The following is a 24261-nucleotide window of genomic DNA, read 5'->3' as shown; positions in this document are numbered from 1 at the left end:
TGGCATACTCCGCGCATGAGTTCGATGGATCTGTTCCGTGCCGAAGCCCGCAGCCGTGACTTACCGGAGGACGAGGTGGAGCGGTGGCTCGACACCGTCCGCCCCTGCGGGATGCTGGACCCCGACCGGAAGGCGCCCGAGTGGCCGGTCGTCGGACGCATCGGCGGACTGCCGCCGCTGCCCGAGGGCGAGCCCGTCCCGGAACTGCCGTTCCTCGCCGCGATCGACCTCGCGGCGATCCCGCAGGGCCTGACGGACCTCCCGCTGCCGAAGGACGGCACCCTGCTCTTCTTCGCGGACACGGAGGACCCGTGGGGGGAGGACGACTGGCACCGGCTCGTCTACGTCCCGGCCGGCACCCCCGTCTCCGAGCGCGCGCCGGACGGCGAGTGGCCGCCGGAGGTCCACCCGGCGTCCGACCTGTATCTGCGGGTCGCGCCCTCGCTCCCCAACCGCGGCTCGGACACCGAGGAGTTCCCGCACGGCATGGAGCTGGGCTCGGTGTGGTGGGAGACCAGCGGCAAGATCCAGGGGTACTCCGCGGTGCAGCTCGGCGGCTACCCCTGGGTCTGGAACTGGAACCCCGTCACGGACCACGACCACGGCCCGGGCGACTGGCTGCTGCTCGCGGAGATCGGCGGCGAGCCCCTGATCGAGGGCGACCTGGGCGTCGCGTACTGGATCATCCGCCGCGAGGACCTGGCGGCCGCCCGCTTCTCCGAGGCCCGGGCCGCCTACGACATGACCTAGCATCGGGCCCATGATCGTGTGGATCAACGGCACCCACGGCGCGGGCAAGACGACGACCAGTGCGCTGGTGCGGCAACTCCTTCCGGATTCCCGGGTGTTCGACGCCGAGAAGGTCAGCGAGACGCTCATGACCGTCCTGGTCGAGGAGTACTGGCGCGAGATCAGCGCGGGCCTGGACCAACACGCCATTCCCGTACGGCACTTCGTCCTCCACGCCGACCAGGACACGCTCCGCGCCCGCATCGCCGGCGACACCGTCGTGGGCCCCGACTCCTGGTTCCGCCTGAAATACCTGGAGCCCTACGCCGAGGCGTCTCGCGCCTGGCTGCACGACGCGGCCGAGGTCGTCGACACCACCCACCGCACCCCCGCCGAGGCGGCCGAGCTGATCGCGGAGTCCGTCAAGCGCTGAGTCCGCTACGGCTCCACGATGTGCCGGAGATACACGTCCGGTTCGGCGAGATACCGCCGCCAGTGGTCCACGATCGCCAGCTCCCGCCAGTCGACCCTCCGCATACCGTGCTCGCCGACCTCGACGATGTCCGCGCCCGGCAGGGCGGTCAGCAGCGGTGAGTGCGTGGCGCAGACGACCTGACCGCCCCGCCGCGCCAACTGGTCGAGGTGCGCGACCAGTTCGAGACACGAGGAGAAGGAGAGCGCCGCCTCCGGCTCGTCGAGGACGTAGAGCCCGGCGTGCAGGAACTTCCCGCGGAACGCCGCGAGAAAGCCCTCGCCGTGGCTGACCGAGCCCGGCGAGAACCCCTCCCGGCCCAGCGCGTCGAGCGCGGTCTCCGCCCGGAGGAAGAACCCCTTGCGGGCCGACCAGCTCGTGAGCATACGGCGCCCGCCCGCACCCGCCTCGAACCGCATCCGCTCACCGAGCACCGACTTGGCGCGCGGCGAGGCGTACCGCCAGTCGTGCGAGCCGCCGTAGGAGTCCAGACCGAAGCCCTCGGCGAGCGCCTCGGCCAGGGTCGACTTCCCCGAGCCGTTCTCACCGACCAGGAAGGTGACCGGCGCGGTGAAGCGCAGCCCCTCGTCGAGCAGTTGCCGGACGCAGGGCACCGACCAGGGCCAGGTGTCCTCGCCCTCGCCCTCATCTGAGGAAAAGGAGGAGGAGCGAGGGACATACGCGCGTTCGACGATCACCCGACCAGTGTCGCCGGTGAGGTGTCGGTGAGAGGTCGGTAAGGGAAGCGGGCTTCTCACCCGGCTCGGTGATTCGCTGCTGGCCTGCACCTTTGGGGGGTTTGATGCGAAGAACCACTGCGGCCGCGAGCGTCGTGACCGTGCTCGTCCCGCTGATACTGGCCGGTGCCGCCACGGCATCCGCCGCGACCACAGGGTCGCTCACCGTCAGGACGCTGGACCGGGCCGGGAAGCCCGTGTACGCGCAGGTGGCGGTGTACAACACCAAGACGTCCGACTTCCGCTACATCGACAGCAACAAGGCGGTCTCGCTGCCCGACGGCAGCTACGAGCTGGCCACGTCGTTCGTCGACGGCGGCGACGAGGCCGGCACGGTCGGCGGCCACAGCGTGAAGGTCTCCGGCGCCACGAAGACCACGTTCGACGCCCGCCAGGGCCACCCGGTCAAGGTCTCCCTCAGTCCGAGTCCGGGCAGCGGGTACGACCACACGGTCAGCGCGTACGTCTGCACCACCGACAACAGCCCCGCCCAGATGGGGATCTCCACGGACGCCGGTCAGCTGTACGTCATCCCGTCGAGCAACAAGGCGTACGAGCTGTCGTACGCGACCGTCTACCAGCCGCAGGCGCAGACCGGCGGGAGCTTCTGGCTGGCGTCCGCCACCCACCGGGGCGGGGTGCCGTCCGGGGTGTCCGCGACGCTGAAGCAGGCCGGGCTGACCACCCTGAAGGTGTCCGCGCGTTCGGGCCCCGACAGCGGACAGGCGAGGTTCTCGTTCGACAACCAGTCCACGGGCGACGACGACTGCGCGATGTCCACGAACACCCTGCAGTTCGAGCGGCAGTTGCCCGGCTCCTTCGCCGTGCACCTCCCGGCCGGCCAGTGGCAGGTCGGCCAGCAGGCCCACGACTTCGTCTACGACGGCTTCCACAACTACGGCGCGGGCAGGACGACTTCACTGACCGTCGGTCGGGCGGTCTGGGGCCCGGGCGGGCGGCTGCCGTACACCTGGTACCACCAGCTGTACTTCCCGTCGGTCAACCTCTTCGCCGACTCGACCCTGCCGGACGGCGGCGAACTGGCCAGCGGCAGCGTGAAGTTGACGCACGCGGGCAAGACGCTGTACTCGCGCAGCTACGGCACCGGCGACGACGTCGACGCCCATCCGCGGATCCCCTCCGCGGGTTGGTACACGCTCACCGAGACCGGCCACCGCAGCCTGCCGTCCGGTTCGCTGTCGACCTCGTCCTCGCTCGCCCTGCGCTTCTACGCCGACCCGGCCAAGAACCAGCAGGTCCGGGACTACATCACCCGCTTCTCGCCCGCCCCGCTGAACGGCAGGAACCAGGTGGCCGCCGGCTCGGCCACGACGGTCACGCTCGGCATGCAGCGCACCGGCACCGGCGACGGCACGGTGGGCCGGCTGTCGGACGCCGTGAAGTCCGTGCGCGCCTGGTACACCACGGACGGCGGCGCCCACTGGCACGCGGTCACCGCGAAGCTCTCCGCCGGCAAGTGGACCACCACCGTCCACAACCCGGCCGCGGCCGGCCGTGTCGGCCTGCGCTCCACGGTCACCGACACCCACGGCGACACCGCGACGACCACGGTCTACAACGCGTACGCCGTGAACTGACCGCCGTACAGGGCCCGTTCTTGTGTCCGGCCCGGCAGCGGGCGCATGGTGATGGTGCGCTGTCGGGCCGTCGGGGAGGGACGTATGCCGCAGACTTCCACGGGCTGGAGCAGGCCGTCGACGCGGTGGACGAGGCACTGCGCCAGGGCCTGAGCGGACGGCTCGGGCGGCTTCGGCCGCGTCACCTCGCGCGGGCGGAGTCGAAGCGGTGTCGGGACCGCTCGATGTGGTCCAGGTAGGTGCGGGTCCAGGTGCACATGCCGTTGACCGTGGCGCGCAGGGCCTGGCCGGCCTCGGTGAGCCGGTACTCGACGCGTGGCGGCACCTCCGGATGGACGGTCCGGTCGACCAGGCCGTCCCGTTCGAGGTGCCGCAGTGTCTGGGACAGCATCTTGTGGCTGATGCCGCCGACCCGCGTCTGCAACTCGGTGAAGCGCAGGGTGCGGTCGGCCAGGACGTTGATGAGCAGCAGCGCCCACTTGTTGGCCACGCCCGCGAAGATCTCCCGGGCCAGCGAGTCGGCGCGGGTGAGATCCGCGTCGGCCGGATCACGGGCGGGATGCTCGGTTACCACGAGGTGCCTCTCTCACGGAGAAGTGCGTTCTTCCAGGTCGGAGCATACTCTCCTACGGTTAGTCCGTATCTGCCGGAGACCGCGGCAGCCTCGACGGACCCCTGGAGCACCGATGATCCTGAAGACGTACGCCCGCCTGTGGGCCGACGACCTGAGCACCGCCCTCCCGCTCCTGGAGCGCCTGACGGGTAGGCGCCCGGACCTGCGCTTCGCCTTCGAGGGAATCGAACTCGCCACCGTCGGCGACTTCCTGGTCATCGCGGGCCCCGCCGGGGAACGCGCGCGGTACGCCCACGCCACGGCCACGGTGATCGTCTCCGACCTGGACCGGGCGCGCGCCGCCCTGGAGGAGGCGGGCGCCGAGATCACCACGGCGGAGGCGACCAGCGCGACCGGCCGCTTCCTCTACGCCCGTCATCGCGGCGGAGCGGAGGCCGAGTACGTCGAATGGACACCGGAGGTGCGGCGCCGGGTGCTCGGGGCGTAGGTGCCGGCCGGCTCCGGTGTCAGGACAGCAGGGCGAGCAGGCCCACCGACTCCGCCAGCGCTCCCGGCTGGCCGAGGGCGCGGAAGTCCGCCTCAATGTCGGAGAGTTCGAGGACTCCGGCGCGTACCGCGTGGTACCGGACGAGCGACCAGACGTACACGTCGAGGCTGTCGAAGTGCGTGCCCTCCTCGACGACCTCCTCCTCGTGGAACCACACCGCGACGCGCCCGCTGGTGAGCACGACGTAGTAGTTGCCGCCGCCGTCCGCGCCGACGGACCACACGTCGTCGTCGGAGAGCTCCGTCTCGTAGTCGGAGTCCAGGATCCGGCAGTCGTTCTCCGCGAAGTCGAAGGCGTACGACCAGTCGTGGATGTCGAGGAACTCCGGCATGGTGCCCTCGCGCACCCGGCGGTCGAAGGTGGCGAGCGCGGTCGCGGCGGCCTCCGGGAGCCGGGCGAGGAACGGCTCTACGGGACGGGTCGTCGGCGGGACCTCGGCGCGCGGCCCGTCGGGGAACCAGCGCGCCAGATCGGCGTCCAGTCCCCGCTCCAGGTACCCGGCCAGTTGGTCAACGGTGAGCGGCATACGGCGACGCTAGCGAAGCCGGACCGGACGGGGATCCGCGCCCCCCCGATTACGCGGGCGATGGCGTCCTTCCCCCGACGCGACGGCACGCCCCGGCGCGGAACCGTCCCTTCACCCGCCCGTGCCATCATGCCGCCGTGAACGCGCCTTCCACCCCCTCCGAGGGGCAACCCCCCACCGCGCCCTCCCGCTTCGCCGCCGAGTTCAAGGACGCCGTCACGCTGCGCGCCTTCGGGCTCGTGCTCGGCGGCCTCCTCGTCCAGCTGGCCTTCGTCGTCTCCTACGTCGGGGCCTTCCACTCCCCCACCCCGCACCGGATCCCGGTCGCCGTCGTCGCCCCGCAGCAGGCCGCCGCGAAGATCGTCGGGCAGCTCAACGCCCTCGACGGCGACCCGGTGAAGGCCACCGCGGTGGCGGACGCCGCGGCCGCCCGGCAGTCGGTCCTCACCCGTAAGTCCGACGCGGCCTTCCTCTTCGACGCGACCGGCACCAAGGACACCCTCCTGGTCGCCTCGGCCGGCGGCCCGTCCGTCTCCCAGACCGCCACCCAGATCGCCCAGGAGATCGAGGCGGCCCAGAAACGCCAGGTCACCGTCACCGACATCCGCTCCCCCAACTCCGGTGACGGCCGCGGCATGACCTCCTTCTACCTGGTCCTCGGCTGGGTGATCGGCGGCTACCTCACCGCGACGATCATGGGCATGGCGTCCGGCTCCCGCCCCGCCAACCGCCCCCGCACCCTGATCCGGCTCGCCGTCCTCGTGCCGTACGCCGTCGTCTCGGGCCTCGCGGGCGCGCTGATCGTCGGTCCGGTCTACGACGCCCTCGGCGGCCACTTCTGGGCGCTGACCGGCATCGGCACCCTGGTCGTGCTCGCCTCGTCGGCGACCGCGCTCGCCCTGCAGACCCTGCTCGGGCTGCTCGGCACCGGCCTGGTCGTCCTGCTCTTCGTGGTCCTCGGCAACCCGAGCTCCGGCGGGGTGTACCCGGCGCCCCTGCTCCCGGCGTTCTGGAGCGCGATCGGGCAGGCGCTGCCGCCGGGCGCGGGCACCACCCTGGTCCGCAACACCGTGTACTTCTCGGGCCACGCGACCACGGCGGCGCTGTGGGTGCTGGTGGCGTACGCGGTCGGCGGTGCGGTGGCCGCGTGGGGCGCGTCCTGGTGGCGCGAGCGGCGGCAGCCGGTTCCCGCCTGACCCGGGCATGACGCGCGGAGGGCCGCACCCGAGTAGGGTGCGGCCCACCGGCATGACAGGACTTCACGGCCCCTCAGTGGTGGTGGGGCGAGGTCAGGTAGTGCTGCCTGATGAGCTCCTTCCCGTAGTCGTTGCCGTTGGGGGTCCGGATGACGGAGTGGACGTGCATCTGGGTGGGCACGCCCTCGGTGCCGCCGTACGCGCCCCGCAGCGGGCCCGGCGCCTGGCAGTCCACCTCGACCCAGACGACGGGGCTGTGCACGCGGACGTAGAAGGCGTCGTCGGCGCCGGTGCCGCCGGCCCAGGTGACGTAGGTGTCGGCGAGGTGCTGGGCGACCTCCGACATCCGCACCTTCGCGGCGTCCGCCTTGGCGCGGCCCACGAACGCCTCGACGATGCCGAGGAGCTTCTTGCGCTGGGCCGCGTTCAGCTTGTCGCCGCGCAGGCCCTCGTACGCCTGGACGGTGTTGTCGGAGAACGCGCCCGCCTTCATCGACTCGTTGGACTTGGTGGCGGAGACGATCGCCACCGACTGCTGGGCGGTGGTGAGGGAGTTGACGAAGGCCAGCGAGGCGACGACCTCCTCGTGGCAGACGGTGACGGTCTCGCCGTCGATCTCCATCGAGGTCGGTTCCGAGCCCCAGAAGCAGGGGCTCATCACGACCTGGTCGCCGAGGACGAAGTAGTTGACGACGAGGTGGTGGCCGTCGAACTGGAAGCCCCAGGGCTCGGTGGCCGACGGGGTGCCCATCACCGTCCAGTAGTAGGCGTCCTCGTTGAAGGCCGTGGTGTTGTCGATCGCCTCGCCCGCCGCCTGGTTGATCTTGCGGATCTTCTCCGTGGTCTCCAGGCCGTCGGCGCTGAGGGACGCCTTCAACAGGGCGGTGCCGAGCGCCTTCTGAGTGTCCGTCAGGTCCGCGAGGGAGACGCCCTGACGCTCGTAGGAGTCGATGTTGCTCCACAGCCGCCACTCGGTGGAGTGGACGGTGAACTGCGTCGAGGTCTTCTGGGTGTCGGTGAGACCGGCGAGGAAGGCGTTCGCCGCGGAGATCACCCCGGCGGTGTCGACCTTGGTGGAGTGGATCGTGAACAGGTCGTCGATCCGCTTGCCGTCGGTGGTCAGGCCGAAGAAGTCCTCGGTGATCGTCTGGTTCCCGGGACCGCCGGTGCCGCCGCCGGGACCGCCGCTCGGAGCGCCGCTCGGGGCCGCGGAGGCGTCGGTGGTGACGTCGTCGGCCATCGCGGCCCAGGCACCGGCGCCACCCATGGTCGCGACGGCGGTGGCCCCGGACGCGAAGAACACCTTGCGCATGAAGTTGCGGCGGTTCGCGTGCGCGGGACGCTCCGCGCTCTCTCCGGTGTCGACCTCGGTCATCGCCACCTGCTCCCTTCGTCCGGGCCGGCCCCGTGGCCGACCACCCGGGAAGAACCCTCGGGGGCCCAACTGAGGCCCAGCTGAAGCGGGTTGCGGCGGGAGCCGTCACAGGACCGCCTACGACGGCTCTGACCTGCGTCTCTATGAAGGTGCTGAGGATCAGGCCCGAGCCCCGGCGCACGGCAGGGTCACCGTGAACTCCGTGTTCCCCGGCTCGCTCTCCACCGTGAGGGATCCGCCGTGCGCCTCGGTGATCGCGGCGGCGATGGCCAGACCCAGACCGGCACCGCCGCCCCGGCCGCGGGAGCGGGAGGAGTCGGCCCGGGTGAAGCGCTCGAAGAGGGCGGGCAGCAGGGCGGGCGGGACACCGGGCCCGTCGTCGTGGACCCGCACCACACACGCGACCCGGGTGGCCTCCACGGAGACCCGGATCCTGGTGCCGGGAGGCGTGTGGGCCCGCGCGTTGGCCAGCAGATTGGTCACGACCTGCGTGAGCCGCGCCGCGTCCCCGACAACGATCGGCGGCTCATCGAGCCGCAGAGCAAGCCGCCAGTCGTGCCCGGCGCGTCCGACGTCACGCACCGAATCCGGGCCGTGCCCCCCACCGCAGGCCTCTTGGCCACCACCGCCGGACTCTTGGCCACCCTCGCCCTCCGCGCCACCGCCGAGCCCCCGGCCACGCCCACCACCGCCGGCCTCCTGGCCACCACCGCCGGACTCTTGGCCACCCGCGCCGCCCGCGCCACCACCGGGCCCCCGGCCACCCCCGCCATCGCCGCCCCCTTCACCGCCCGCCCCCCGGCCACGCCCACCACCGACACCCCCCGCACCACCGCCCGACTCCCGATCACCCCCGCCTTGCGCGCCGCCCCCCTCACCGGCCGCCCGTCCCTCCTCCGTCACCGCCCGTGCGTCCCACACCGCCTCCGCCACCACCGTCGCCAGGTTGACCTCGGTCCGTTCCAGTGGGCGGCCCTCGTCGAGGCGGGCGAGCAGCAGGAGGTCCTCGACCAGGCCGGTCATCCGGGCCGACTGCGCGGAGACCCGTCGCCACGCCTGGTCCGCACCGATCGGGGCCGTCCCCTTGTCCATCAGCTCGGCGTATCCGGCGATCGAGGCGAGGGGCGTACGGAGTTCATGGCTCGCGTCGGCCAGGAAGCGCCGCATCCGCTCCTCGCTGCGCTGCCGTTGGGCCAGCGAGGACTCCACCCGGTCGATGAGCCGGTTCAGCGCCACCCCCACCTGCCCGGCCTCGGTCGCCGGATCGGTGTCCGCGGCCGGCACCCGGGTGAGGCCGCCGACCTCGCCCCGGTCCAGCGGTGCCCGCGCGACCTCCGCGGCGGTCGCGGCCACCCGGCCCAACGGCCGCAGCTGCCGCCGGATGACCACCGCGCCCACCGCACCCGCGACGGCGAGCCCCACGGAGGCGATCACCGCTTCCGTGGTGACGAGATCGCCGAGCGTGTCGTCGACCTGGGCGGTGGGCAGCCCGGCCAGCACGGCGGGACCGTCGCCGCGGGCCGCGGTGAACCGGTAGGTGCCGAGCCCGGGGTGGGTGCGGGTGTGCAGCCGGCCGTCCGCGGTGATCCCGGCGAGCGCGGCCAGCTGGGCGGCGCCGAGCTTCCGCGGGGTGCCGTCCGCGGTCACCACCTCGGCCGCGGTCACCTCACCGTCCAAGAGCCGCGCGGCCACCGCCCCGATGGGCTGGCCGCGCTCGTTGAGGAAGCCGAGGTCGGTGACCCCGCCCGCACGCCGCTCCAGACCCCCCTGGCTGCGGTCGGCCGCGTCCCGCACCCGCTGGTCCAACTCGGCGAGCAGATGGGCGCGCTGCACGAGCACGGTCGCCACCGCCATCGCCACGCACACCACGACCAGCGTCACGGTGGTGGACAGCACGAGCCGGGCCCGCAGCGTCCGACTCCACAACCGGCGGCGGCGACCCCGAAAGCGGACCCGGAACCGGCCCGTCATGCCCCGTCGCCCGCGGCCCTGATCACATACCCGGCGCCCCGCACCGTGTGGATCATCGGCGCCCGCCCCTTGTCGATCTTGCCGCGCAGTCCGTAGACGTACACCTCGACGAGGTTGCCCTCGCTCTCGAAGGAGTTGTTCCAGACGTGGTCGAGGATCTGCGCCTTGCTGAGCACCTGGCGCGGATGGCTCATCAGGAACCGCAGCAGGTCGAACTCCTTCGCGGTCAGCGAGACCGGCTCCCCGGCCCGCTGCACCTGCCGGGTCCGCTCGGCGAGCACCAGGTCGCCGAGGACCCGTACGGGCTCGTCGGCGACGGTCTCCTCCGTGCCGGCCCGCCGCAGCAGCCCGCGCAGCCGCAGCATGACCTCCTCCAGCGAGAAGGGCTTGGTCACGTAGTCGTCGGCGCCCGCCGACAGCCCGTCCAGGCGGTGCTCCAGCGCGTCGCGGGCGGTGAGCATGAGGACGGGCAGCCCGGCGTACTCGTAGCGCAGCCGGCGCAGCACGTTCACCCCGTCCAGGTCGGGCAGCATCCCGTCCAGGACGACGGCGTGCGGGGCGCAGCTGCGGGCGAGGGTCAGCGCGCTGCGGCCGTCCCCGGCCAGGAAGGGCTGCCAGCCCGCCTCCTCGACGGCCCACGACAGCAGCTCGGTCAGCTCGGGCTCGTCGTCGACGATCAGCACCCGCACCGCGCCGTGACGGACTCCACATACGGCAGGCATGACAGGGACTCTGGCCTCCGAACCTGGGCGCTTCCTGTGTCTGACCTGTCCCTTCGTCATGGCTTCGGTCACAGGACCTCCACCGACAGGTCACTGCCAGCTCACTGCCAGAGAGGAATGCGACGGTCGATTCCGGATAGGCGCACCAAGTTGCTTCGAGACAGTCGGCAGGTGGAGAGCGATCTCATTCATGGCGAAGGCTCCGGACACGGAATACCTGGAAGACACCGAGCGGGCCGAGGGGACGACGACGGGACCCGTTCCCAGAGTCGCGGCCCCGGCCACGCGCTACACGGGCCGGGGCTTCCCTTCGGCGATCGCGCGCAGCCGCCGGGTCACCGGCCTGGACGGACTGCGCACCCTGGCGGTCGCCCTCGTGCTCGTCTACCACGCGGAGCCCGGCCTGCTGCCGGGCGGCTCGGTCGCCGTCGACCTGTTCTTCACCATCAGCGGCTTCGTCATCACCCGTCTGCTGCTCGCCGAGTACGCCCGCACCGGCACCGTCGCCCTGCTCCCCTTCTACCGGCGGCGCTGGCTGCGGCTGGTCCCCGCACTGCTCGCGGTGTGCGCGGTCTGCGTGGCGGTGGGCGCGGCCACCTCGCTGTCGGGCTTCGACAACGCCTGGCAGGCCGCGGGGCTCGCGGCGACCTTCGTCGTCAACATCGTCCGCGCCGCGCAGCCCGACAGCTACTCCGGCATCACCGGACCGCTCGGGCACACCTGGTCGCTGGGCGTGGAGGAGCAGTTCTACCTGCTGTGGCCGGTGTTCCTGCTGGTGCTGCTGCGCCGGGTGCGGGCCCGGACGGTCCTGATCTGCACGGCCGTCCTGTGCCTGCTGCCGGTGCTGTGGCGCTGGTACCTGTGGAACCCCGACGCGGCCCACCGCATCTACAACGGCACCGACACCCGCGCCGACGAACTGCTGGCCGGCGCCCTGGTCGCCGTGGCGCTGGCCCGGCTGCGGTCGGACGACCCCCGGCTCGCGCGGCTGCGGACCTGGGCGGGACGGCTCGCCCTGCCCGCGCTCGGCCTGCTGGCGCTGGTGGCGTGGCGGGTGCCGGTGACCGGGGACGCGGGCGCGTTCACGGCCGGGTGGTACACCGTCGGCTTCCTCGCGGTCGCGACGGTGTCCGCCACGCTGGTCGCCGGGCTCGAACTGCGGCCCGACAGCCGACTGTCCGGGGTGCTGGCGCTGAAGCCGCTGTCCTGGGTGGGCCGCAACCTGAGCTACGGCATGTACTTGTGGCACTACCCCGTACTGCGGCTGCTGGGCTCGCTCGGGATGGAGCAGGGCAAGCTGGCGGCGACGGTCGTACTGACCACACTCATGGCGCTGCTGTCGTACTACCTCATCGAGGCGCCGTTCCTGCGCCGGGCCCGGACCTGATTCAGGAGGTCGCCACCACCCGGAACCCCACCGTCGGGTACCTCCCCGACGGGTCCCTGCCCTCGCCCCGGTAGACCGCCGTGCAGCTGTTGAGATTGGCGTACCAGGAGCCGCCCCGGATCGCGTTGACCCGCTGCCCCATCTCACCGCCGTGGGTGGCGGTGATGACGGAGGTGGTCCACTCCCAACAGTTGCCGGAGAGGTCGAGGACCCCGTCGGCGCTCGCCCCGCCGGGGTAGGCGGTGACCGGGGTGGTGTAGCCGCCGGTGTCGGTGAGGGCGTCGTAGACGTCGGTGTAGACGAAGCCGGTGCGGCTCGCGGTGACGTTCCAGCCGGCGACCGTGCCGGTGGCGCCGACGGAGAGGATCTCGGAGACCGGGAAGCTCTGCCCGTACAGGTCGGAGCCGGTGGCGGTGTAGGTCGCCAACTCGTCGCCGTGCTCGGCGAGTTCGTAGGCGGCGCAGACGGCCATGTAGTTGTAGTCGCTGGTCAGGACGAGTCCGTCGTAGGTGGTCCCGGCCGTGTCGCCCCAGGGATAGGTATGTCCCTCCGGCCCGGACGCGGCGTTCTCCCACTCTGCCTCGGTGGGCAGCCGGAAGGTCCAACCCGCCGCGTCTGCCTGCCCGTTGAGCCAGGCACAGTAAGCGGTGGCGGAGTCGAGGGAGACCGTGAGCACGGGGTGGTCGGCCTTGCCGTCGGGGTAGGTGCCGCCGTCCCAGTAGGGGGGCGCGGCCTGCCCGGTGTCGGTGACGAACTCCAGGTACTGCGCGTTGGTGACCTCGTACGTCCCCAGCAGGTAGTCGGCGTCGACCGGGGAGGCCTCACCCGCGCCGACGGTCCCGGCGAGGTCGGTGGCGAAGGCGAAGCCGGGGTTGGCGGCGACGGGGGTGAGAGCCTGCCCCGCGACGGTGACCGTAGCGGCGGCGGCCGCCCGCGTCGGCCTCGCGAGGACGGCCGCACCCGCGAGGGCCAGGAGGACTCTTCTGCTGATGCCGGGCACACTCACGTTCATGACGGCTCCTTTGCGTCACAGGGGTCCCTTTGCGCACCTGATGCTCCATCAACTCCGTTACTGTGTCGACACTTTGACCGTAACAGTCCCCCATGAACGAGCTGTGTGCCGCATCAAGTCGACAGTTAATGCGGCGAGTTGGCCGCACTCGTTTTCCACACCCCCTCCCTACGCTCGCCCCCGTCACCGTCCACCCGCCGAGCGCAGGGAGTCCCCATGTCACTGGTCGTCGCCACCGCGACCCCGTTCCACGGCCATGTCCAGCCCGTTCTCACCGTCGCCGCCGACCTGGTCCGGCGCGGCCACGAGGTCGTCGTCCTGACCGGAAGCCGGTTCGCCGAGGACGTCCGCGCCGCCGGGGCGCAGCACGTCTCCCTGCCCCCGGCCGCGGACTGGGACGACCGCAAGCTCGACCTGTACTTCCCCGAGCGCGCCGCCCTCCCGCCGGGCCCGGCACAGCTGGAGTTCGACCTGAAGCACGTCTTCGGCGACCCGACCGCGGCCCAGTACCGGGCGCTGCGCACCCTGCTGGAGCGCCGCTTCCCGGCCTCCGTCGTCGTCAGCGACCCGTTGTTCTTCGGTACGACGGCGCTGGCCCTGTCCGCCCCGCCCGGGCGGCGGCCGGTCACCGTGAGCCTCGGCCTGACCATGCCGACGCTGCTCAGCGACGACGCCCCGCCCGTCGGCCTCGGCATGCCCCCGCTGGTGGGGGAGGGTGCGCGGAAGCGGCACCGGGAGATGAACGCGGCCGTCCGGGAGATGCTGGCCGGCGCCCAGCGGCACATCGAGGAGAACTTCGGGGAGTGCGGCACCGAGCTGCCCGGGTTCGTCCTCGACTGCCTGGTCGGCGCGCCGGACCACTACCTCCAGCTGACCGTCCCGGGCTTCGAGTACCCGCGCGGCGACCTGCCCCCGTCGTTCCGGTTCGCCGGACCGCTGCCCGCGCGGACGAAGGCACAGGCGGGGGAACTCCCGCAGTGGTGGGACGAGGTGACGGAGACCGAGCGGCCGGTGGTCGTGGTCACCCAGGGGACGTTCGACAACCGCGATCTCGGACGGCTGATCCGCCCCACGATCGAGGCGCTGGCCGACGAGGACGTCCTCGTCGTCGCCGCGACCGGCCGCGCGGAGGGCCCCACCGAGATCGAGGCGGCCGGCCCCGTCCCGGCGGGCGCCCGCCTCGGCGGCTACGTCCCCCTCGACCGGCTGCTCCCGCACGCGTCCGTGCTGGTCACCAACGGCGGCTACGGCGGAGTCCACGAGGCGCTCCGGCACGGCGTACCGCTCGTCGTGGGCGGCGACGGCGAGGACAAGCCGGAGGTCGCGGCCCGGGTGGAGTGGAGCGGCACGGGCATCGACCTGCGCACCGGCAGCCCCACCCCCGAGACGGTCCGCGAGGCCGTCCGCACAGTGCTTTCCGAGCCCGGATTCCGCAAGCGGGCCCAGGAGTTGAGCGCGGAGTTCGACGAGCACGACGCGCTCGGCACGATCGCGGAGGTGGTGGAGACAGCGGCCTGAGACGACCCGGGCGCGGCACGCCCGGAATGTCCATCCCCGTGCAGGCGATCGCCTCAACTGCCTAGCATGAGCGCCCTGTTGTCGGGACACACATTTCGTCCACTACCGCCTGCCTACGCTCCCGCCACCATCAACACCCAGACACGGGGAGCGAGTTCAGTGACGTACACGATGATCAACGGAAACCGGCTGTTCCACACCGACGAGGGCCCGGGCGCGGACCGCGCCGGAGAGACGCTGCTGCTGGTGCACGGCGGGGCCTGCGACTCGCACGACTGGTCCGCGCAGATCGGGGCGTTCGCCGCCCGGCACCGGGTGATCGCCCCGGACCTGCGCGGCCACGGCCGCTCCACCGGCCTCACCGGCGGACAGCGGCCGCGCGACTTCGCCGACGACCTCGCGGAGCTGCTCGACGAGATCGCCACGGGCCCGGTGGTCGTGGTCGGACACTCGCTCGGCGCGGTGGTCGCCTCGGTCCTCGCGGTCGAACACCCCTCCCTGGTAAGGGCGGTGGTCGCGGTCGACCCGTCCTACGGCTTCGAGGCGGAGTTCGTCCCGCAGCTCGCGGCCGCCTTCCGGGTCCCGGACCCGGTCGGCACGGCGGCCGCGGTCCTCGGCGGACTGGAGAACACCGCGGCGCCCGGCCCCGAGGCGGAGGCGCTGCGCGTCTGGCACCGCCGGCGGATCCTCGGCATGGACCCGATGACCGTACGGGACGTCTTCCACGGCCTGTTCGACGAGTCGGCGGCCCCGCTGACCGCCCGGCCGCGCGTCGACGCGTACCTGTCGCGGCGCACCTGCCCGGTCCTGTCCGTCTCGGCCGCGGCCTCCCTGAAGGCCAAGGGCCTCGACGCGGACTGGGAACAGGAGCTGAGCAGGCACCCGTACAGCGCCACGACGGTCCTGGACGGAGTCGCCCACTGGCTCCACCAGGAACGCCCGGCGGAGTTCAACGCACTGGTGCTCGACTGGATAGCGGGCCTGCCCGCCGTCTGACGCGGACGGAGCGGGCGCACACACGGGGGATACGAGGGGTACGAGGGTGACGACGCGGTTCGCGGTACTGGGCCCGGTGCGGGTGTGGCACGACGACGGGGAGATACGGCTCGGCGCGGCCCAACAGCGGCTGCTGCTGGCCCTGTTGATGGCACACGCCGGCCGCCCCGTCCCGCTGGAGGAACTGATCGACGCCCTGTGGGGCGAGTCCCCGCCGAGTGCGCCCGCGAACGCGGTCTACCGCCACGTAGGGGTGGTCCGGCGCCTGTTGGAGCCGGACCTCCCGAACCGCGCGACGGGCAACTGGCTCCTGCGCGACGCGGCCGGCTACCGCCTGAACGTGACGCCCGACAACCTGGACCTCCTCCACTTCCGCGACCTGCTCCGCCAGAACCGCCACCTGGAGGCCCTGGCCCTGCGCACGGGCCCGACAGCCACCGGCATCCCCACGGAGTCCCGCACCCACCCGGCGTTCACGGCCCTGGAACGGGAGTACGTGACGGCGGTGAAGGAAGCGGCGGCAACGCTGGAACCGAACGCGGAATTACTGGCGGTCCTCCACCACACGGCCTCCGAAAACCCCTTGGACGAGCCGCTCCAGGCCCACCTGATCCAAGCACTGGCGGCCACGGGCCAACGAGCGGAGGCATGGGAAACCTGGCAGCAAGTACGAGCCACTTTGAACACGGAACTGGGAGTACAACCGGGCCCAGAACTACAAGAAGCAGTGCGCTTATTGACGAAGGCCAATCCAACCCACCCAGGGGCGCGGGGAACTGCGCGACCAGCCCCCACCGGCCCGACACCAGCCCAACTACCCCCCGACCTCCCCACATTCGCAGCCCGCAGACAAGAACTGGCCCAGATAACAACCCAGTCGACCACAAGGATCGCCCTGATCACCGGCATGGGCGGCATAGGCAAAACCACCCTGGCCATCCACTGGTCCCACCGCGCATCGCACCGCTACCCCGACGGCCAGCTCTACGCCGACCTCCACGGCTTCGACCCCACCCCCACCGACCCGGCCCAAACGATCCGCACCTTCCTGGAGGGACTCGGCATCCCCCCACACCGCATACCGACCAGCACCGAGGCCCAGACCGGCCTCTACCGCACCCTCCTCGCGAAGCGCCGTGTCCTGATCCTCCTCGACAACGCGCGAGACGCGGAGCAGGTCCGCCCCCTCCTCCCCGGCACCCCCGGCTGCCTGGTCGTCGTCACGAGCCGGGACCGCCTCTTCGGCCTGGTCACCGCGGAAGCGGCCAGCCCTCTCGCGCTGGGCCTCCTCTCCCCCGCCGAGGCCCGCGAGTCCCTCGCCCGCCGCCTCGGCGCGGAACGGCTCCTGTCGGACCCGGACTCCGTGGCGGAGATCGTCGTACGGTGCGCGGGCCTCCCCCTCGCCCTGGCCGTCGTCGCGACCCGCGCCGCCGCCCACCCGCACTTCCCGCTCGCCGCGATCGCCGAGGACCTGCGCACGGCGCACGGCGGCCTCGACGCGTTCACGGCCGACGACCCGGCCGCCGACGTACGCGCCGTGTTCTCCTGGTCGTACCGCGCGCTGAGCCCCGGCGCGGCCCGGCTGCTGCGGCTGCTGTCCCTGCACCCGGGCCCGGACGTCACCGTGCCGGCCGCCGCGGCCGCGACCGGCGAGGCCCCGGCCGCCGTACGCCCGCTGCTGACCGAGCTGACCCGCTCCCACCTGCTCACCGAGCACCTGCCCGGCCGGTACGTCTGCCACGACCTGCTGCGCGCCTTCGCGAGGGAGCGCGCCGGGGAGGAGGAGAAGCCGGCCGACCGGGAGGCCGTCGTACGCCGTCTCCTGGACCATCACCTGCACACCGCGTACGCGGCCGGACAGCTCTACTCGCCGTTCTGGCGCCTGCACCCGCCGCCCCCGGCCGCACCGGGGGCCCGCCCCGGTTCCTTCGCGGACGACACCCAGGCCCTGCGCTGGTACACGGCCGAGCGGCAGGTGCTGCGCGCGGTCGCCGAGGCTGCGGCCGCCCGGGGCGCGCACGCCCATGTGTGGGGGCTGGCCTGGGCCCTGGAACGGTTCATGGACCGGCAGGGCCACTGGCACGACGGCGTCGCGCTCCAGCGGGCCGGCCTCCACGCGGCGGTCCGCGACGGCCACCGCGGCGCCGAGGCCCACCTGCACCGCGGCCTCGCCCGCGCCTCGGCCCGGCTGAAGCGGTACGACGACGCCCGCGCCCACATCCGCCGCTCCCTGGACCTGTTCACCGAACTCGGCGACCGGCTCGGCCTCGGCCACGCCCACCGCAGCCACGGCTGGCTCCTCGACCGGCTGGGGGAGTACGAGGGCGCCCTGGACGCGGCGGGCCGCGCGCTCGACCTGTACCGGGCCGTCGGCGACCGCGCCGCGGAGTCCAGCGCCCTGCACGCCCTGGGCGCGACCCACGCCCTCCGGGGCGAACACCGCCGCGCCGCCGCCTACTTCGAGGAGGCCCTGACCGCTTCGGACGGCCCGTACGGCACCCGGTACGGCATGGCGGGCGTCTGGGACAGCCTGGGCCTCGCCCACCACCACCTGGGCGAACATCGCAGGGCGATCACCTGCTTCGACTGCGCGCTACGCCTCTACCGAGAGGTGGGAGACACGTTCAGCGAGGCCGCGACCCTACGCCTCCTCGGCGACACGTACCTGGCGATGTCGGACCCGGGGGCAACCCGCCTGGTCTGGGACAGAGCGGCGACTCTCCTGGACACCATGGACCCGACGGCGGCCGGAGAACTACGTACGAGACTCCACGCTTTGGGCAACGCGCTCCCGCCTCCGCGACTGACGTCCGTATGACCCACCCTTCTTTTAGGGGCGCGGGGCTGTATCGATATGCGGCTCCGCCGCGTGGGCGCGACCAGCCCCCACCGGACCCGCACCCACCCACAACCCATCCGGCCCACCCCACCCCGCGTCTCCACTCCCCGTCCCAGACGCTGATCGTGTGATCCAGATACCCGCCCTCACGACCCTGGCCCTACTAGGCACCCTCATCGCGATACCAACCACCGCCCCCACCTGCACCGCAACGACGGGCCCATACCAACGCGAACTGGAACACCACCTGAACCTCGTAGAGGACGGCACCCAGTCCCCCGCCGACTGCGAAGCGATCCGCACCTTCCAGTCCCGCGAAAACGTCACCCCCGCCGACGGCTACGCCGGCCTCGCCACCTACCGCACGATGCTCGTCGTAGAGGCCCGCCCCAACCCCAACAAGGCAGGCCACTGCCCGATCCGCACGTACAAGATCGCCTGCGTGGACCTCGACCGCCAGCTGATGTGGATCCAGCAGGGCACAAGGGTCACCTTCCCGCCCGTCCCCGTCCGCTCCGGCAGGGACGGCTACGAGACCCGCACCGGCTGGCACAGCGTGTACTGGCGGGACCGCGACCACTACTCCGACCTGTACGACAACGCCCCCATGCCGTACTCCCAGTTCTTCGACGGCGGCCAGGCCTTCCACGGCACCTACGCCGACCTCTTCCAGGGCGGCTCGCACGGCTGCGTCAACCTGCGCCTGGCCGACGCCGAACGCCTGTGGTCCGCCCTCGCCCTGGACGACGCGGTGTTCGTCTGGGGGATCAAACCGGGCACGCAGCGCACGCTCAGCCCAGCAACGGCGTACCCAAAGCCTCTCGGGGACCCGCCCCCGGCAGTACATACGCCACCGCCGACCCCCGGTGCTCGATGAACCGGCTCAGCTCGTCCCGCGCGGCCAGCCGCTCCTGCACCCGCACGAACAGCGCCGGATCCTTCATGAACCCGAGGAACAGCAGCCCCCGGTCGTCCGGCCCCTCGTCGTAGGAGTAGCCGCGCCGCAGCATCCGCGCCCCGCCGTCCGGGCGGGGGCTGGCGGCCCGCACATGAGAGTGCAGCGGGAGGACGTACCGGCCCTCGGGCGTCTTGGCGAAGATGTCCACCTCGTCGTGCTCGCGCCGCCCGCCGATCGGCGCCCCGCTCGCCCGCCGCCGCCCGATGACCTCCTCCTGCCGCCCGAGCGCGAGCCGCGCGAAGTCGTCGACCCGGATGTGGATCCGCCGTACGACGAGGAAGGTCCCGCCGTCCGCGCCCCACACCCACCGCTCGCACTCCTCGGGAGTCGGCTGCGCACTGCCGTCCTTGAACCCGAGCAGATTGCGCGGGGTCTCCCCGGCGGGCGTCACCGGCAGGAACCCCCGCTGCCGCCACCGCACCCGCAGGGTCCCGGCCGCGAGCCGGGTGAGCCGCGCCGCCTCGACAGCGGTGGTCACGTGGTCGTCGGCACCCACCTTGACCAGCACATCCCCACCGCACCACCCGCTGTCGAGCCGGTCACCGGGAAAGCCGGGCAACTCCCGGAGCCCCACGGGCACGGGCACCCCGAGCCGGGCGGGCAGCGCGGGCCCGACACCCACGGTCACGGTGACGGAGCGCGGGAACGCCCAGCGCGCGAACACCTCCCGCAGCGCACGGGCCCCCGCGGGCCCGCTCAGGCCCGGGACGAGGTCGTACGACAGGACGAGCGCCGCGCGCTGCTGCGGGGACGTCACGCCGGACTGCCGTACTCCGGTGCCCGCTTCGGAACCCGCGGCCGAGCGGCGCCGGGGCTCGGGCGAGCAGCCGGACGCGGCGGCCAGCGCGGCGCCCACGGCGCCTGTGGCGAGGAAGCGACGACGGGAGGGCGTGTCGCGAGGGGCGGTTGCTGTCATGGGAGTGAAAGGGACGATACATCTGCGACCGTGCGAAAAAGTCTCTTTCTCCGCCCCCTCCGAGCCGTGTCGGCGGCCGTCCTGCTCCTCACCGCGGGGGCCTGCGCGGGCCCCGGCGGCGGCGCGGGCGCCGAGGGCGCGCAGGGCACGGCGGCCGTGGTCCACGTCCCCCACGACACCGCGTCCCTCCGACAGGCGGTCGACCTGGTCCGCCCCGGCGGCCTGGTGCTGATCTCGCCCGGCGTGTACCGGGAGTCGGTGACGGTGTCGAAGCCCCGCGTGACCCTGCGGGGCACGGACCGGGCGAAGGTCGTGGTGGACGGCCAGTTGAAGCGCTCGAACGGCATCACGGTCACGGGCGCGGGCTCGGTCGTGGAAAACCTGACGGTCCGCAACCACCTGGCCAACGGCGTCCTGTTCACGGGCGTGACGGACGAGAAGCTCCAGGCGGGCGGTGCGGGCGGCTCCGGCTACGCCCCCTTGGACACGGTGAAGTTCCCACCCCTGAAAGGCTTCCGGGCCTCCTACGTCACGGCGTACAACAACGCCCTCTACGGCATCTACGCCTTCGACGCCCGCGCCGGCGTCATCGAGCACTCCTACGCCTCCGGCCAGGCCGACTCCGGCATCTACGTCGGCCAGTGCCGCCCCTGCGAGACGGTGGTCCGGCACAACACGGTGGAGCACAACGCGGTGGGCCTGGAGGTCACGAACGCCTCCGAGCGGCTGTACCTCCTGGGCAACCGGGTCTCCCACAACCGCGTGGGCCTGACCCTCAACTCCAACGACCTGGAAGCCCTCGGCCCCCAGCACTCCGCCGTGATCGCCGGCAACACGATCACCGACAACAACGACACCCAGAGCCCCGAACAGGCCGACGGCGGCTTCGGCATCGGCATCGGAGCGGGGGGCGCCCGCGCCAACGTCATCGAACGCAACGTCATCACCGGCAACCGCGCGGCGGGCGTCCTGGTAACAGACGTCCAGGGCTACGAGGCCCGCGACAACAAGATCCACGCCAACCGCGTCGCTCACAACGGCACGGACCTGGTCCTCGCCGCCCCGTCCAACTCGGCGTCCCACAACGCCGAACGGACAACGTCCCGCACACCGAGCCCCGTACAGCCCCCACCAGGAATCGCCTTCCAGAACGTCCCGGCCCCGCGCCCCCAGCCGAACATGCTGAACCCGTCCTCGGCCCCGGCCCGCCCGGCGGTGGGCCTGCCCGGCAGGGTGATCCCAGAGGACTTCCGGTTGCCCGCCTGAGCGAAGAGACGTGTCAACCCCAGGCGCGGTACCCGGCCAGTCCAGGCGGCCGATAATTCGGGTCATTGTCCAGGCGCTGTCGGGCTGTTTCCGAAACCTGTTCGCACGTCTCGAAGCCGTCCTCGCGCAGACGCTCTCCGATAGGCCGGTGCAAGGGCCTGAGTGCCAAGGACACGCCTGTGCGGGACTCATGGACAGGCCCCATGACGTCGGGCCTGACGGTGAAGCCGGGTGCCTTGGTGTGGAACTCCAGGTCATATCGGGTGGCCTGGTCGATCATCCACAGCAGCGTGATGTCCGACAGCCCCGTCTCCGCGTATCCGCCGCCGATGTCACCGTGGGTGCCGGTGAACCACACCTGCTTGAGTTCCTGGCCGTTCCCGGCGGCTCCGCGCTGCTTCAGCCAAAGGGCCGGCGGGTACTGTGCGCGCCGTTCGTCGATGGCCAGCGCATGGAAGGCTCCTTTGACGTTGCCGCTCAGCACGTTGTCGTGGAACGCCACTTGGCGGTTGATCCGGACCGCGATGGCCGACGAAAGCGACCGGGGTGCGGCGATGGTCGGGACACCGAGGGCACCTACGGTGTCCCAGACGCCGATGAAGTCGATCTCCGGCTCGTACGCGAACGCCCTCCGGAACAGGGTCGATGCCAGCCGGAAGGGACTCTCGCCCCGACTGCGATACAGGGCCCACGCCTCTGCGGCCCGGTGGGCCTGCTTCCTGTGCAGCAGGCCGGAACTGCGCAGCAGACCGACCAGACTGCGCACGGCGGACGCGCCCCGGCTGAACCCGAACAGGTAAAGGTGGTCACCGGGTTCATAGGTGTCGACCAGGAAACGGTAGGCGGCTCGGGTGTCATGGGACAGCGCCACAAAGGCGCCCCCGCGCAGCCGTTCCCCTCTGCGGGTGCCGACTCCCCTTTGGTAGTACACCCGTTGCTCCAGCTCGGTCCCTTGCTGCCGGAGGAGCCCGGCGATTTTGGCGACGTTCGTGTTGCTGAGCCGGTCGTCGCCCAGGTTCCAGGTGCCGTCACAGCAGACGATCAGACGTCGTGCCATGTCATTGCCCCCATCCCCTGTCGCCCACTAACTTCACCAAGATGCTGGCGAGTCTCCTGCCCGGTCTACGAGAACTGCGAACTCCGCTGACGGTGGGTTACCTCTGGCTGATCTGCGTCTGGCTCTGGTTCCACGATCTGCTGCCACAACGGTCCACCGCGCACGGCGCGATCAAGGACCTCTACGACCTCGCCTCCCTGCTGCCCTCGGCCAGTGCGCTGGCGGCTGTGACGTTCACCGCCTACTTCCTGGGCTCGATCATCGAACTCGACCCCGCCACCGCACGCTGGCTCGACGGCCTGAGACCGAACCGGACGTCCTGGGAAGCGGTCGCCGACCGAGTCCGCTTCCGTCTCGACGACCCGGACGATCTGCCGTCCGAGCGGTTCGAGGCAGCCGTCGCGGCCTGGGAGCGCGCCGCACCGTCCAGGACCAGGAAGCGCGTGTCCGTGGACAAAGTCGAGTTGGAGCCGGAAGAGCGGGCGAGATTCGACCCCGCGCAGGAAGAGAGCGCCAGGACTCTTGTCCCGCCTCCGCCGTACAACGCGGCCCTCAAACGCCTGTGGAGAAGCGATCCCGGGTCGCGGACGTCCGGCAGAGTCGTCGAATGGCGGGGAGCCGATCTCCCCATCGGCGACGACACCGTCCAGCAGTTGTCCGCCCCCGCCATCGCCACCCTCGTGACCCTGTCGGACGAGCTGCCGGATCTGGCGACGCGCCTTCTGATCGAGCGCCCCGAAGTCTTCGACACATACGACCGGCTGCTGGCGGAAGCATCCCTCCGCATCAACATGTTCGCGCCCCTGGTCGCGCTGGTGAGCACCCTTGCCCTGCGCGCGCATTGGTTGTGGTGGTCGGCCCTCGTCGTGTGCGCGGCAGTCCTCAACCAAGGACTCGTGCAACGTTCCCGGGCCGTCGCCGTCATCCTCGACTCGATCGCCACGCAGCTCATCGAATCCCCCACCATGGCGGCAGTCGCCACCGCGCTACGGGGCGAGGGCTCGTCCTGAAGGAGCGCCCTGACGTCCCCCTTCCCACGGCGCCCCCGGCACCCCCACCCGCCCCCGCTCACCCACCACGTCGACGCTCACCCTGCGCCCCGCCCCGAGATCCGCGGTGATCCGGCGCAACCCCCCGTCCGCCCCGATCCAGTACGTCAACGGCGACCGCCCCTCCGCCGACCCGGCCTGCGGACGGGGTCGTGGTCGCGGTCCGGAGAAGACGTCGTAGTGACGCCCCCCGATCTCCTCCCCCCGCAACCTCAACGGCCCCGACTGCGCGAGCAGTTGCGCGTTCTCGGGGCGGTCCGTCGCCATCAGGGTCGTGAGGCGGAGGGCGCTGTCGAGGGGGGCCTCGCCGAAGGGGCGGCGGGCCCACCGTGTCGACGGCTGCCCGGCTTGCCGTACTGCGGCGGCCAGGGAGTCCACCGGTGTCCGGGCCACCGCGAGACCCCCCGCGTCCCAGGCGACCAGCCCCCGTTGTCCGCGGTCCCCGCCGACCTCGTACCACCCCACCCCCCGGTGCCGCCGTTGGTCGACGACCGCGCGGACCACCGCCTCGCCGCCGCCCGGCACCGACGCCCGCACCACGACCTCGGAGGGGCTGCCCCGGTACGTCCGGAAGCGGGCCAGGGCCAGTCGCTCGGCCTCGGCACCCGTCAGCGGACGCGGGCCGGCGTCGGTGCCTTCACCGCCGTAGACGAACCAGAGCCCGGCCGTCACCAGTGCTACAGACAACGACACACCCGTCCACACCCACCACCTGCGCATCCACATGGCACTGTCTCTACACGTCAGCGGGCCGCGCACCGGAGTCGCCGGGGGCGGGACGAAGCCCCTGCTCTTGAGCGCGTCGGCTCCCCGTGA

At 72.0% G+C, this 24261-nt stretch carries 23 protein-coding genes; 12 read left to right on the top strand and 11 right to left on the bottom strand.

Annotated features, from left to right (window positions below):
- The first annotated feature begins 15 nt into the window (after positions 1-15).
- A complete protein-coding gene (locus ABZ896_RS06715; RefSeq protein ID WP_360922954.1) occupies positions 16-750 on the top strand; it encodes a YwqG family protein in 735 nt (244 codons plus the stop codon).
- A 10-nt stretch (positions 751-760) separates the two neighbouring features.
- Positions 761-1162 (top strand): ATP-binding protein, encoded by a 402-nt coding sequence (locus ABZ896_RS06710; RefSeq protein WP_360922951.1) that lies wholly within the window; start codon positions 761-763, stop codon positions 1160-1162.
- Between the two features lie 5 nt (positions 1163-1167).
- Here ABZ896_RS06710 and ABZ896_RS06705 read toward each other — a convergent pair whose 3' ends face one another.
- Positions 1168-1896 (bottom strand): AAA family ATPase, encoded by a 729-nt coding sequence (locus tag ABZ896_RS06705; RefSeq protein ID WP_360923182.1) that lies wholly within the window; start codon positions 1894-1896, stop codon positions 1168-1170.
- A 107-nt stretch (positions 1897-2003) separates the two neighbouring features.
- On the opposite strand from ABZ896_RS06705, the gene ABZ896_RS06700 reads away from it, so the two are divergent.
- Entirely contained in the window at positions 2004-3536 is a 1533-nt protein-coding gene (locus ABZ896_RS06700; RefSeq protein ID WP_360922948.1) for a hypothetical protein, read from the top strand.
- Here the strand turns inward: ABZ896_RS06700 and ABZ896_RS06695 are convergent.
- Together ABZ896_RS06695 and ABZ896_RS06690 are read right to left on the bottom strand one after the other, a co-directional pair.
- Complete coding sequence (locus ABZ896_RS06695; protein WP_360922945.1) at positions 3512-3721, bottom strand: hypothetical protein; 210 nt, start codon at positions 3719-3721, stop codon at positions 3512-3514. The two genes, ABZ896_RS06700 and ABZ896_RS06695, sit on opposite strands and share 25 nt — an antisense overlap.
- A complete protein-coding gene (locus ABZ896_RS06690; RefSeq protein ID WP_360922942.1) occupies positions 3718-4110 on the bottom strand; it encodes a helix-turn-helix domain-containing protein in 393 nt (130 codons plus the stop codon). The genes ABZ896_RS06695 and ABZ896_RS06690 overlap by 4 nt, the downstream gene beginning before the upstream one ends.
- A gap of 112 nt (positions 4111-4222) precedes the next feature.
- On the opposite strand from ABZ896_RS06690, the gene ABZ896_RS06685 reads away from it, so the two are divergent.
- On the top strand, positions 4223-4597 hold the full coding sequence (locus tag ABZ896_RS06685) for a VOC family protein (protein ID WP_360922939.1): 375 nt from the start codon (positions 4223-4225) through the stop codon (positions 4595-4597).
- Positions 4598-4616: 19 nt separating this feature from the next.
- On the opposite strand, the gene ABZ896_RS06680 is transcribed toward ABZ896_RS06685, so the two are convergent.
- Positions 4617-5183, bottom strand: a complete 567-nt coding sequence (locus ABZ896_RS06680) for a hypothetical protein (protein ID WP_360922936.1) — start codon at positions 5181-5183, stop codon at positions 4617-4619.
- Between the two features lie 137 nt (positions 5184-5320).
- On the opposite strand from ABZ896_RS06680, the gene ABZ896_RS06675 reads away from it, so the two are divergent.
- Positions 5321-6379, top strand: coding sequence for a DUF3533 domain-containing protein (locus tag ABZ896_RS06675; RefSeq protein ID WP_360922933.1), 1059 nt, complete (start codon positions 5321-5323; stop codon positions 6377-6379).
- A gap of 73 nt (positions 6380-6452) precedes the next feature.
- On the opposite strand, the gene ABZ896_RS06670 is transcribed toward ABZ896_RS06675, so the two are convergent.
- From ABZ896_RS06670 to ABZ896_RS06660, 3 genes are all read right to left on the bottom strand, one after another.
- Positions 6453-7754, bottom strand: a complete 1302-nt coding sequence (locus ABZ896_RS06670; RefSeq protein ID WP_360922930.1) for a DUF3500 domain-containing protein — start codon at positions 7752-7754, stop codon at positions 6453-6455.
- A 159-nt stretch (positions 7755-7913) separates the two neighbouring features.
- Positions 7914-9725, bottom strand: a complete 1812-nt coding sequence (locus tag ABZ896_RS06665) for an ATP-binding protein (RefSeq protein WP_360922927.1) — start codon at positions 9723-9725, stop codon at positions 7914-7916.
- A complete protein-coding gene (locus tag ABZ896_RS06660) occupies positions 9722-10447 on the bottom strand; it encodes a response regulator transcription factor (protein WP_360922925.1) in 726 nt (241 codons plus the stop codon). The genes ABZ896_RS06665 and ABZ896_RS06660 overlap by 4 nt, the downstream gene beginning before the upstream one ends.
- Positions 10448-10637: 190 nt before the next feature.
- On the opposite strand from ABZ896_RS06660, the gene ABZ896_RS06655 reads away from it, so the two are divergent.
- Positions 10638-11834: an acyltransferase gene (locus ABZ896_RS06655; protein WP_360922922.1), complete on the top strand. Its 1197-nt coding sequence runs from the start codon at positions 10638-10640 to the stop codon at positions 11832-11834.
- 1 nt (position 11835) lies between these two features.
- On the opposite strand, the gene ABZ896_RS06650 is transcribed toward ABZ896_RS06655, so the two are convergent.
- A complete protein-coding gene (locus ABZ896_RS06650; RefSeq protein WP_360922919.1) occupies positions 11836-12846 on the bottom strand; it encodes an SUMF1/EgtB/PvdO family nonheme iron enzyme in 1011 nt (336 codons plus the stop codon).
- Positions 12847-13062: 216 nt separating this feature from the next.
- Between ABZ896_RS06650 and ABZ896_RS06645 the strand changes: the two genes are divergently transcribed.
- The 4 genes from ABZ896_RS06645 to ABZ896_RS06630 all read left to right on the top strand — a co-directional run bounded on the left by ABZ896_RS06645 (position 13063) and on the right by ABZ896_RS06630 (position 19076).
- On the top strand, positions 13063-14364 hold the full coding sequence (locus tag ABZ896_RS06645; RefSeq protein ID WP_360922916.1) for a glycosyltransferase: 1302 nt from the start codon (positions 13063-13065) through the stop codon (positions 14362-14364).
- A gap of 159 nt (positions 14365-14523) precedes the next feature.
- Complete coding sequence (locus ABZ896_RS06640) at positions 14524-15360, top strand: alpha/beta hydrolase (protein WP_360922913.1); 837 nt, start codon at positions 14524-14526, stop codon at positions 15358-15360.
- Positions 15361-15406: 46 nt separating this feature from the next.
- Positions 15407-18178, top strand: coding sequence for a tetratricopeptide repeat protein (locus tag ABZ896_RS06635; RefSeq protein ID WP_360922911.1), 2772 nt, complete (start codon positions 15407-15409; stop codon positions 18176-18178).
- A 175-nt stretch (positions 18179-18353) separates the two neighbouring features.
- On the top strand, positions 18354-19076 hold the full coding sequence (locus ABZ896_RS06630; protein WP_360923179.1) for a L,D-transpeptidase: 723 nt from the start codon (positions 18354-18356) through the stop codon (positions 19074-19076).
- On the opposite strand, the gene ABZ896_RS06625 is transcribed toward ABZ896_RS06630, so the two are convergent.
- Positions 18991-20073, bottom strand: coding sequence for a Dyp-type peroxidase (locus ABZ896_RS06625; RefSeq protein WP_360922908.1), 1083 nt, complete (start codon positions 20071-20073; stop codon positions 18991-18993). The two genes, ABZ896_RS06630 and ABZ896_RS06625, sit on opposite strands and share 86 nt — an antisense overlap.
- A 66-nt stretch (positions 20074-20139) precedes the next feature.
- Between ABZ896_RS06625 and ABZ896_RS06620 the strand changes: the two genes are divergently transcribed.
- Positions 20140-21339 (top strand): right-handed parallel beta-helix repeat-containing protein, encoded by a 1200-nt coding sequence (locus ABZ896_RS06620; protein WP_360922905.1) that lies wholly within the window; start codon positions 20140-20142, stop codon positions 21337-21339.
- Positions 21340-21352: 13 nt separating this feature from the next.
- Here the strand turns inward: ABZ896_RS06620 and ABZ896_RS06615 are convergent, their stop codons facing one another.
- Positions 21353-22396 carry a DUF2235 domain-containing protein gene (locus tag ABZ896_RS06615; RefSeq protein ID WP_360922902.1) on the bottom strand — a complete coding sequence of 348 codons (1044 nt, stop codon included), beginning with the start codon at positions 22394-22396 and terminating at the stop codon, positions 21353-21355.
- A 41-nt stretch (positions 22397-22437) separates the two neighbouring features.
- Here ABZ896_RS06615 and ABZ896_RS06610 point away from each other — a divergent pair, with 41 nt between their 5' ends.
- Complete coding sequence (locus tag ABZ896_RS06610) at positions 22438-23406, top strand: hypothetical protein (RefSeq protein WP_360922899.1); 969 nt, start codon at positions 22438-22440, stop codon at positions 23404-23406.
- Here ABZ896_RS06610 and ABZ896_RS06605 read toward each other — a convergent pair.
- The coding region (locus ABZ896_RS06605) for a hypothetical protein (RefSeq protein ID WP_360922896.1) at positions 23383-24261 on the bottom strand (879 nt) is incomplete at its 5' end. The genes ABZ896_RS06610 and ABZ896_RS06605 overlap by 24 nt on opposite strands.

Source organism: Streptomyces sp. NPDC047072, assembly GCF_040643855.1.
In the GTDB taxonomy this organism is placed as follows: Bacteria; Actinomycetota; Actinomycetes; order Streptomycetales; family Streptomycetaceae; genus Streptomyces.
The sequence above is the reverse complement of the archived record's forward strand: the minus strand, read 5'-3'. Positions and strand labels throughout refer to the sequence as shown.

Coding starts and splice junctions, on each gene's coding strand:
- ABZ896_RS06715 (WP_360922954.1), top strand. CDS start 16: ATGAGTTCGATGGATCTGTTCCGTGCCGAAGCCCGCAGCCGTGACTTA.
- ABZ896_RS06710 (WP_360922951.1), top strand. CDS start 761: ATGATCGTGTGGATCAACGGCACCCACGGCGCGGGCAAGACGACGACC.
- ABZ896_RS06700 (WP_360922948.1), top strand. CDS start 2,004: ATGCGAAGAACCACTGCGGCCGCGAGCGTCGTGACCGTGCTCGTCCCG.
- ABZ896_RS06685 (WP_360922939.1), top strand. CDS start 4,223: ATGATCCTGAAGACGTACGCCCGCCTGTGGGCCGACGACCTGAGCACC.
- ABZ896_RS06680 (WP_360922936.1), bottom strand. CDS start 5,183: ATGCCGCTCACCGTTGACCAACTGGCCGGGTACCTGGAGCGGGGACTG.
- ABZ896_RS06670 (WP_360922930.1), bottom strand. CDS start 7,754: ATGACCGAGGTCGACACCGGAGAGAGCGCGGAGCGTCCCGCGCACGCG.
- ABZ896_RS06665 (WP_360922927.1), bottom strand. CDS start 9,725: ATGACGGGCCGGTTCCGGGTCCGCTTTCGGGGTCGCCGCCGCCGGTTG.
- ABZ896_RS06660 (WP_360922925.1), bottom strand. CDS start 10,447: ATGCCTGCCGTATGTGGAGTCCGTCACGGCGCGGTGCGGGTGCTGATC.
- ABZ896_RS06655 (WP_360922922.1), top strand. CDS start 10,638: ATGGCGAAGGCTCCGGACACGGAATACCTGGAAGACACCGAGCGGGCC.
- ABZ896_RS06650 (WP_360922919.1), bottom strand. CDS start 12,846: ATGAACGTGAGTGTGCCCGGCATCAGCAGAAGAGTCCTCCTGGCCCTC.
- ABZ896_RS06645 (WP_360922916.1), top strand. CDS start 13,063: ATGTCACTGGTCGTCGCCACCGCGACCCCGTTCCACGGCCATGTCCAG.
- ABZ896_RS06625 (WP_360922908.1), bottom strand. CDS start 20,073: ATGACAGCAACCGCCCCTCGCGACACGCCCTCCCGTCGTCGCTTCCTC.
- ABZ896_RS06615 (WP_360922902.1), bottom strand. CDS start 22,396: ATGGCACGACGTCTGATCGTCTGCTGTGACGGCACCTGGAACCTGGGC.
- ABZ896_RS06610 (WP_360922899.1), top strand. CDS start 22,438: ATGCTGGCGAGTCTCCTGCCCGGTCTACGAGAACTGCGAACTCCGCTG.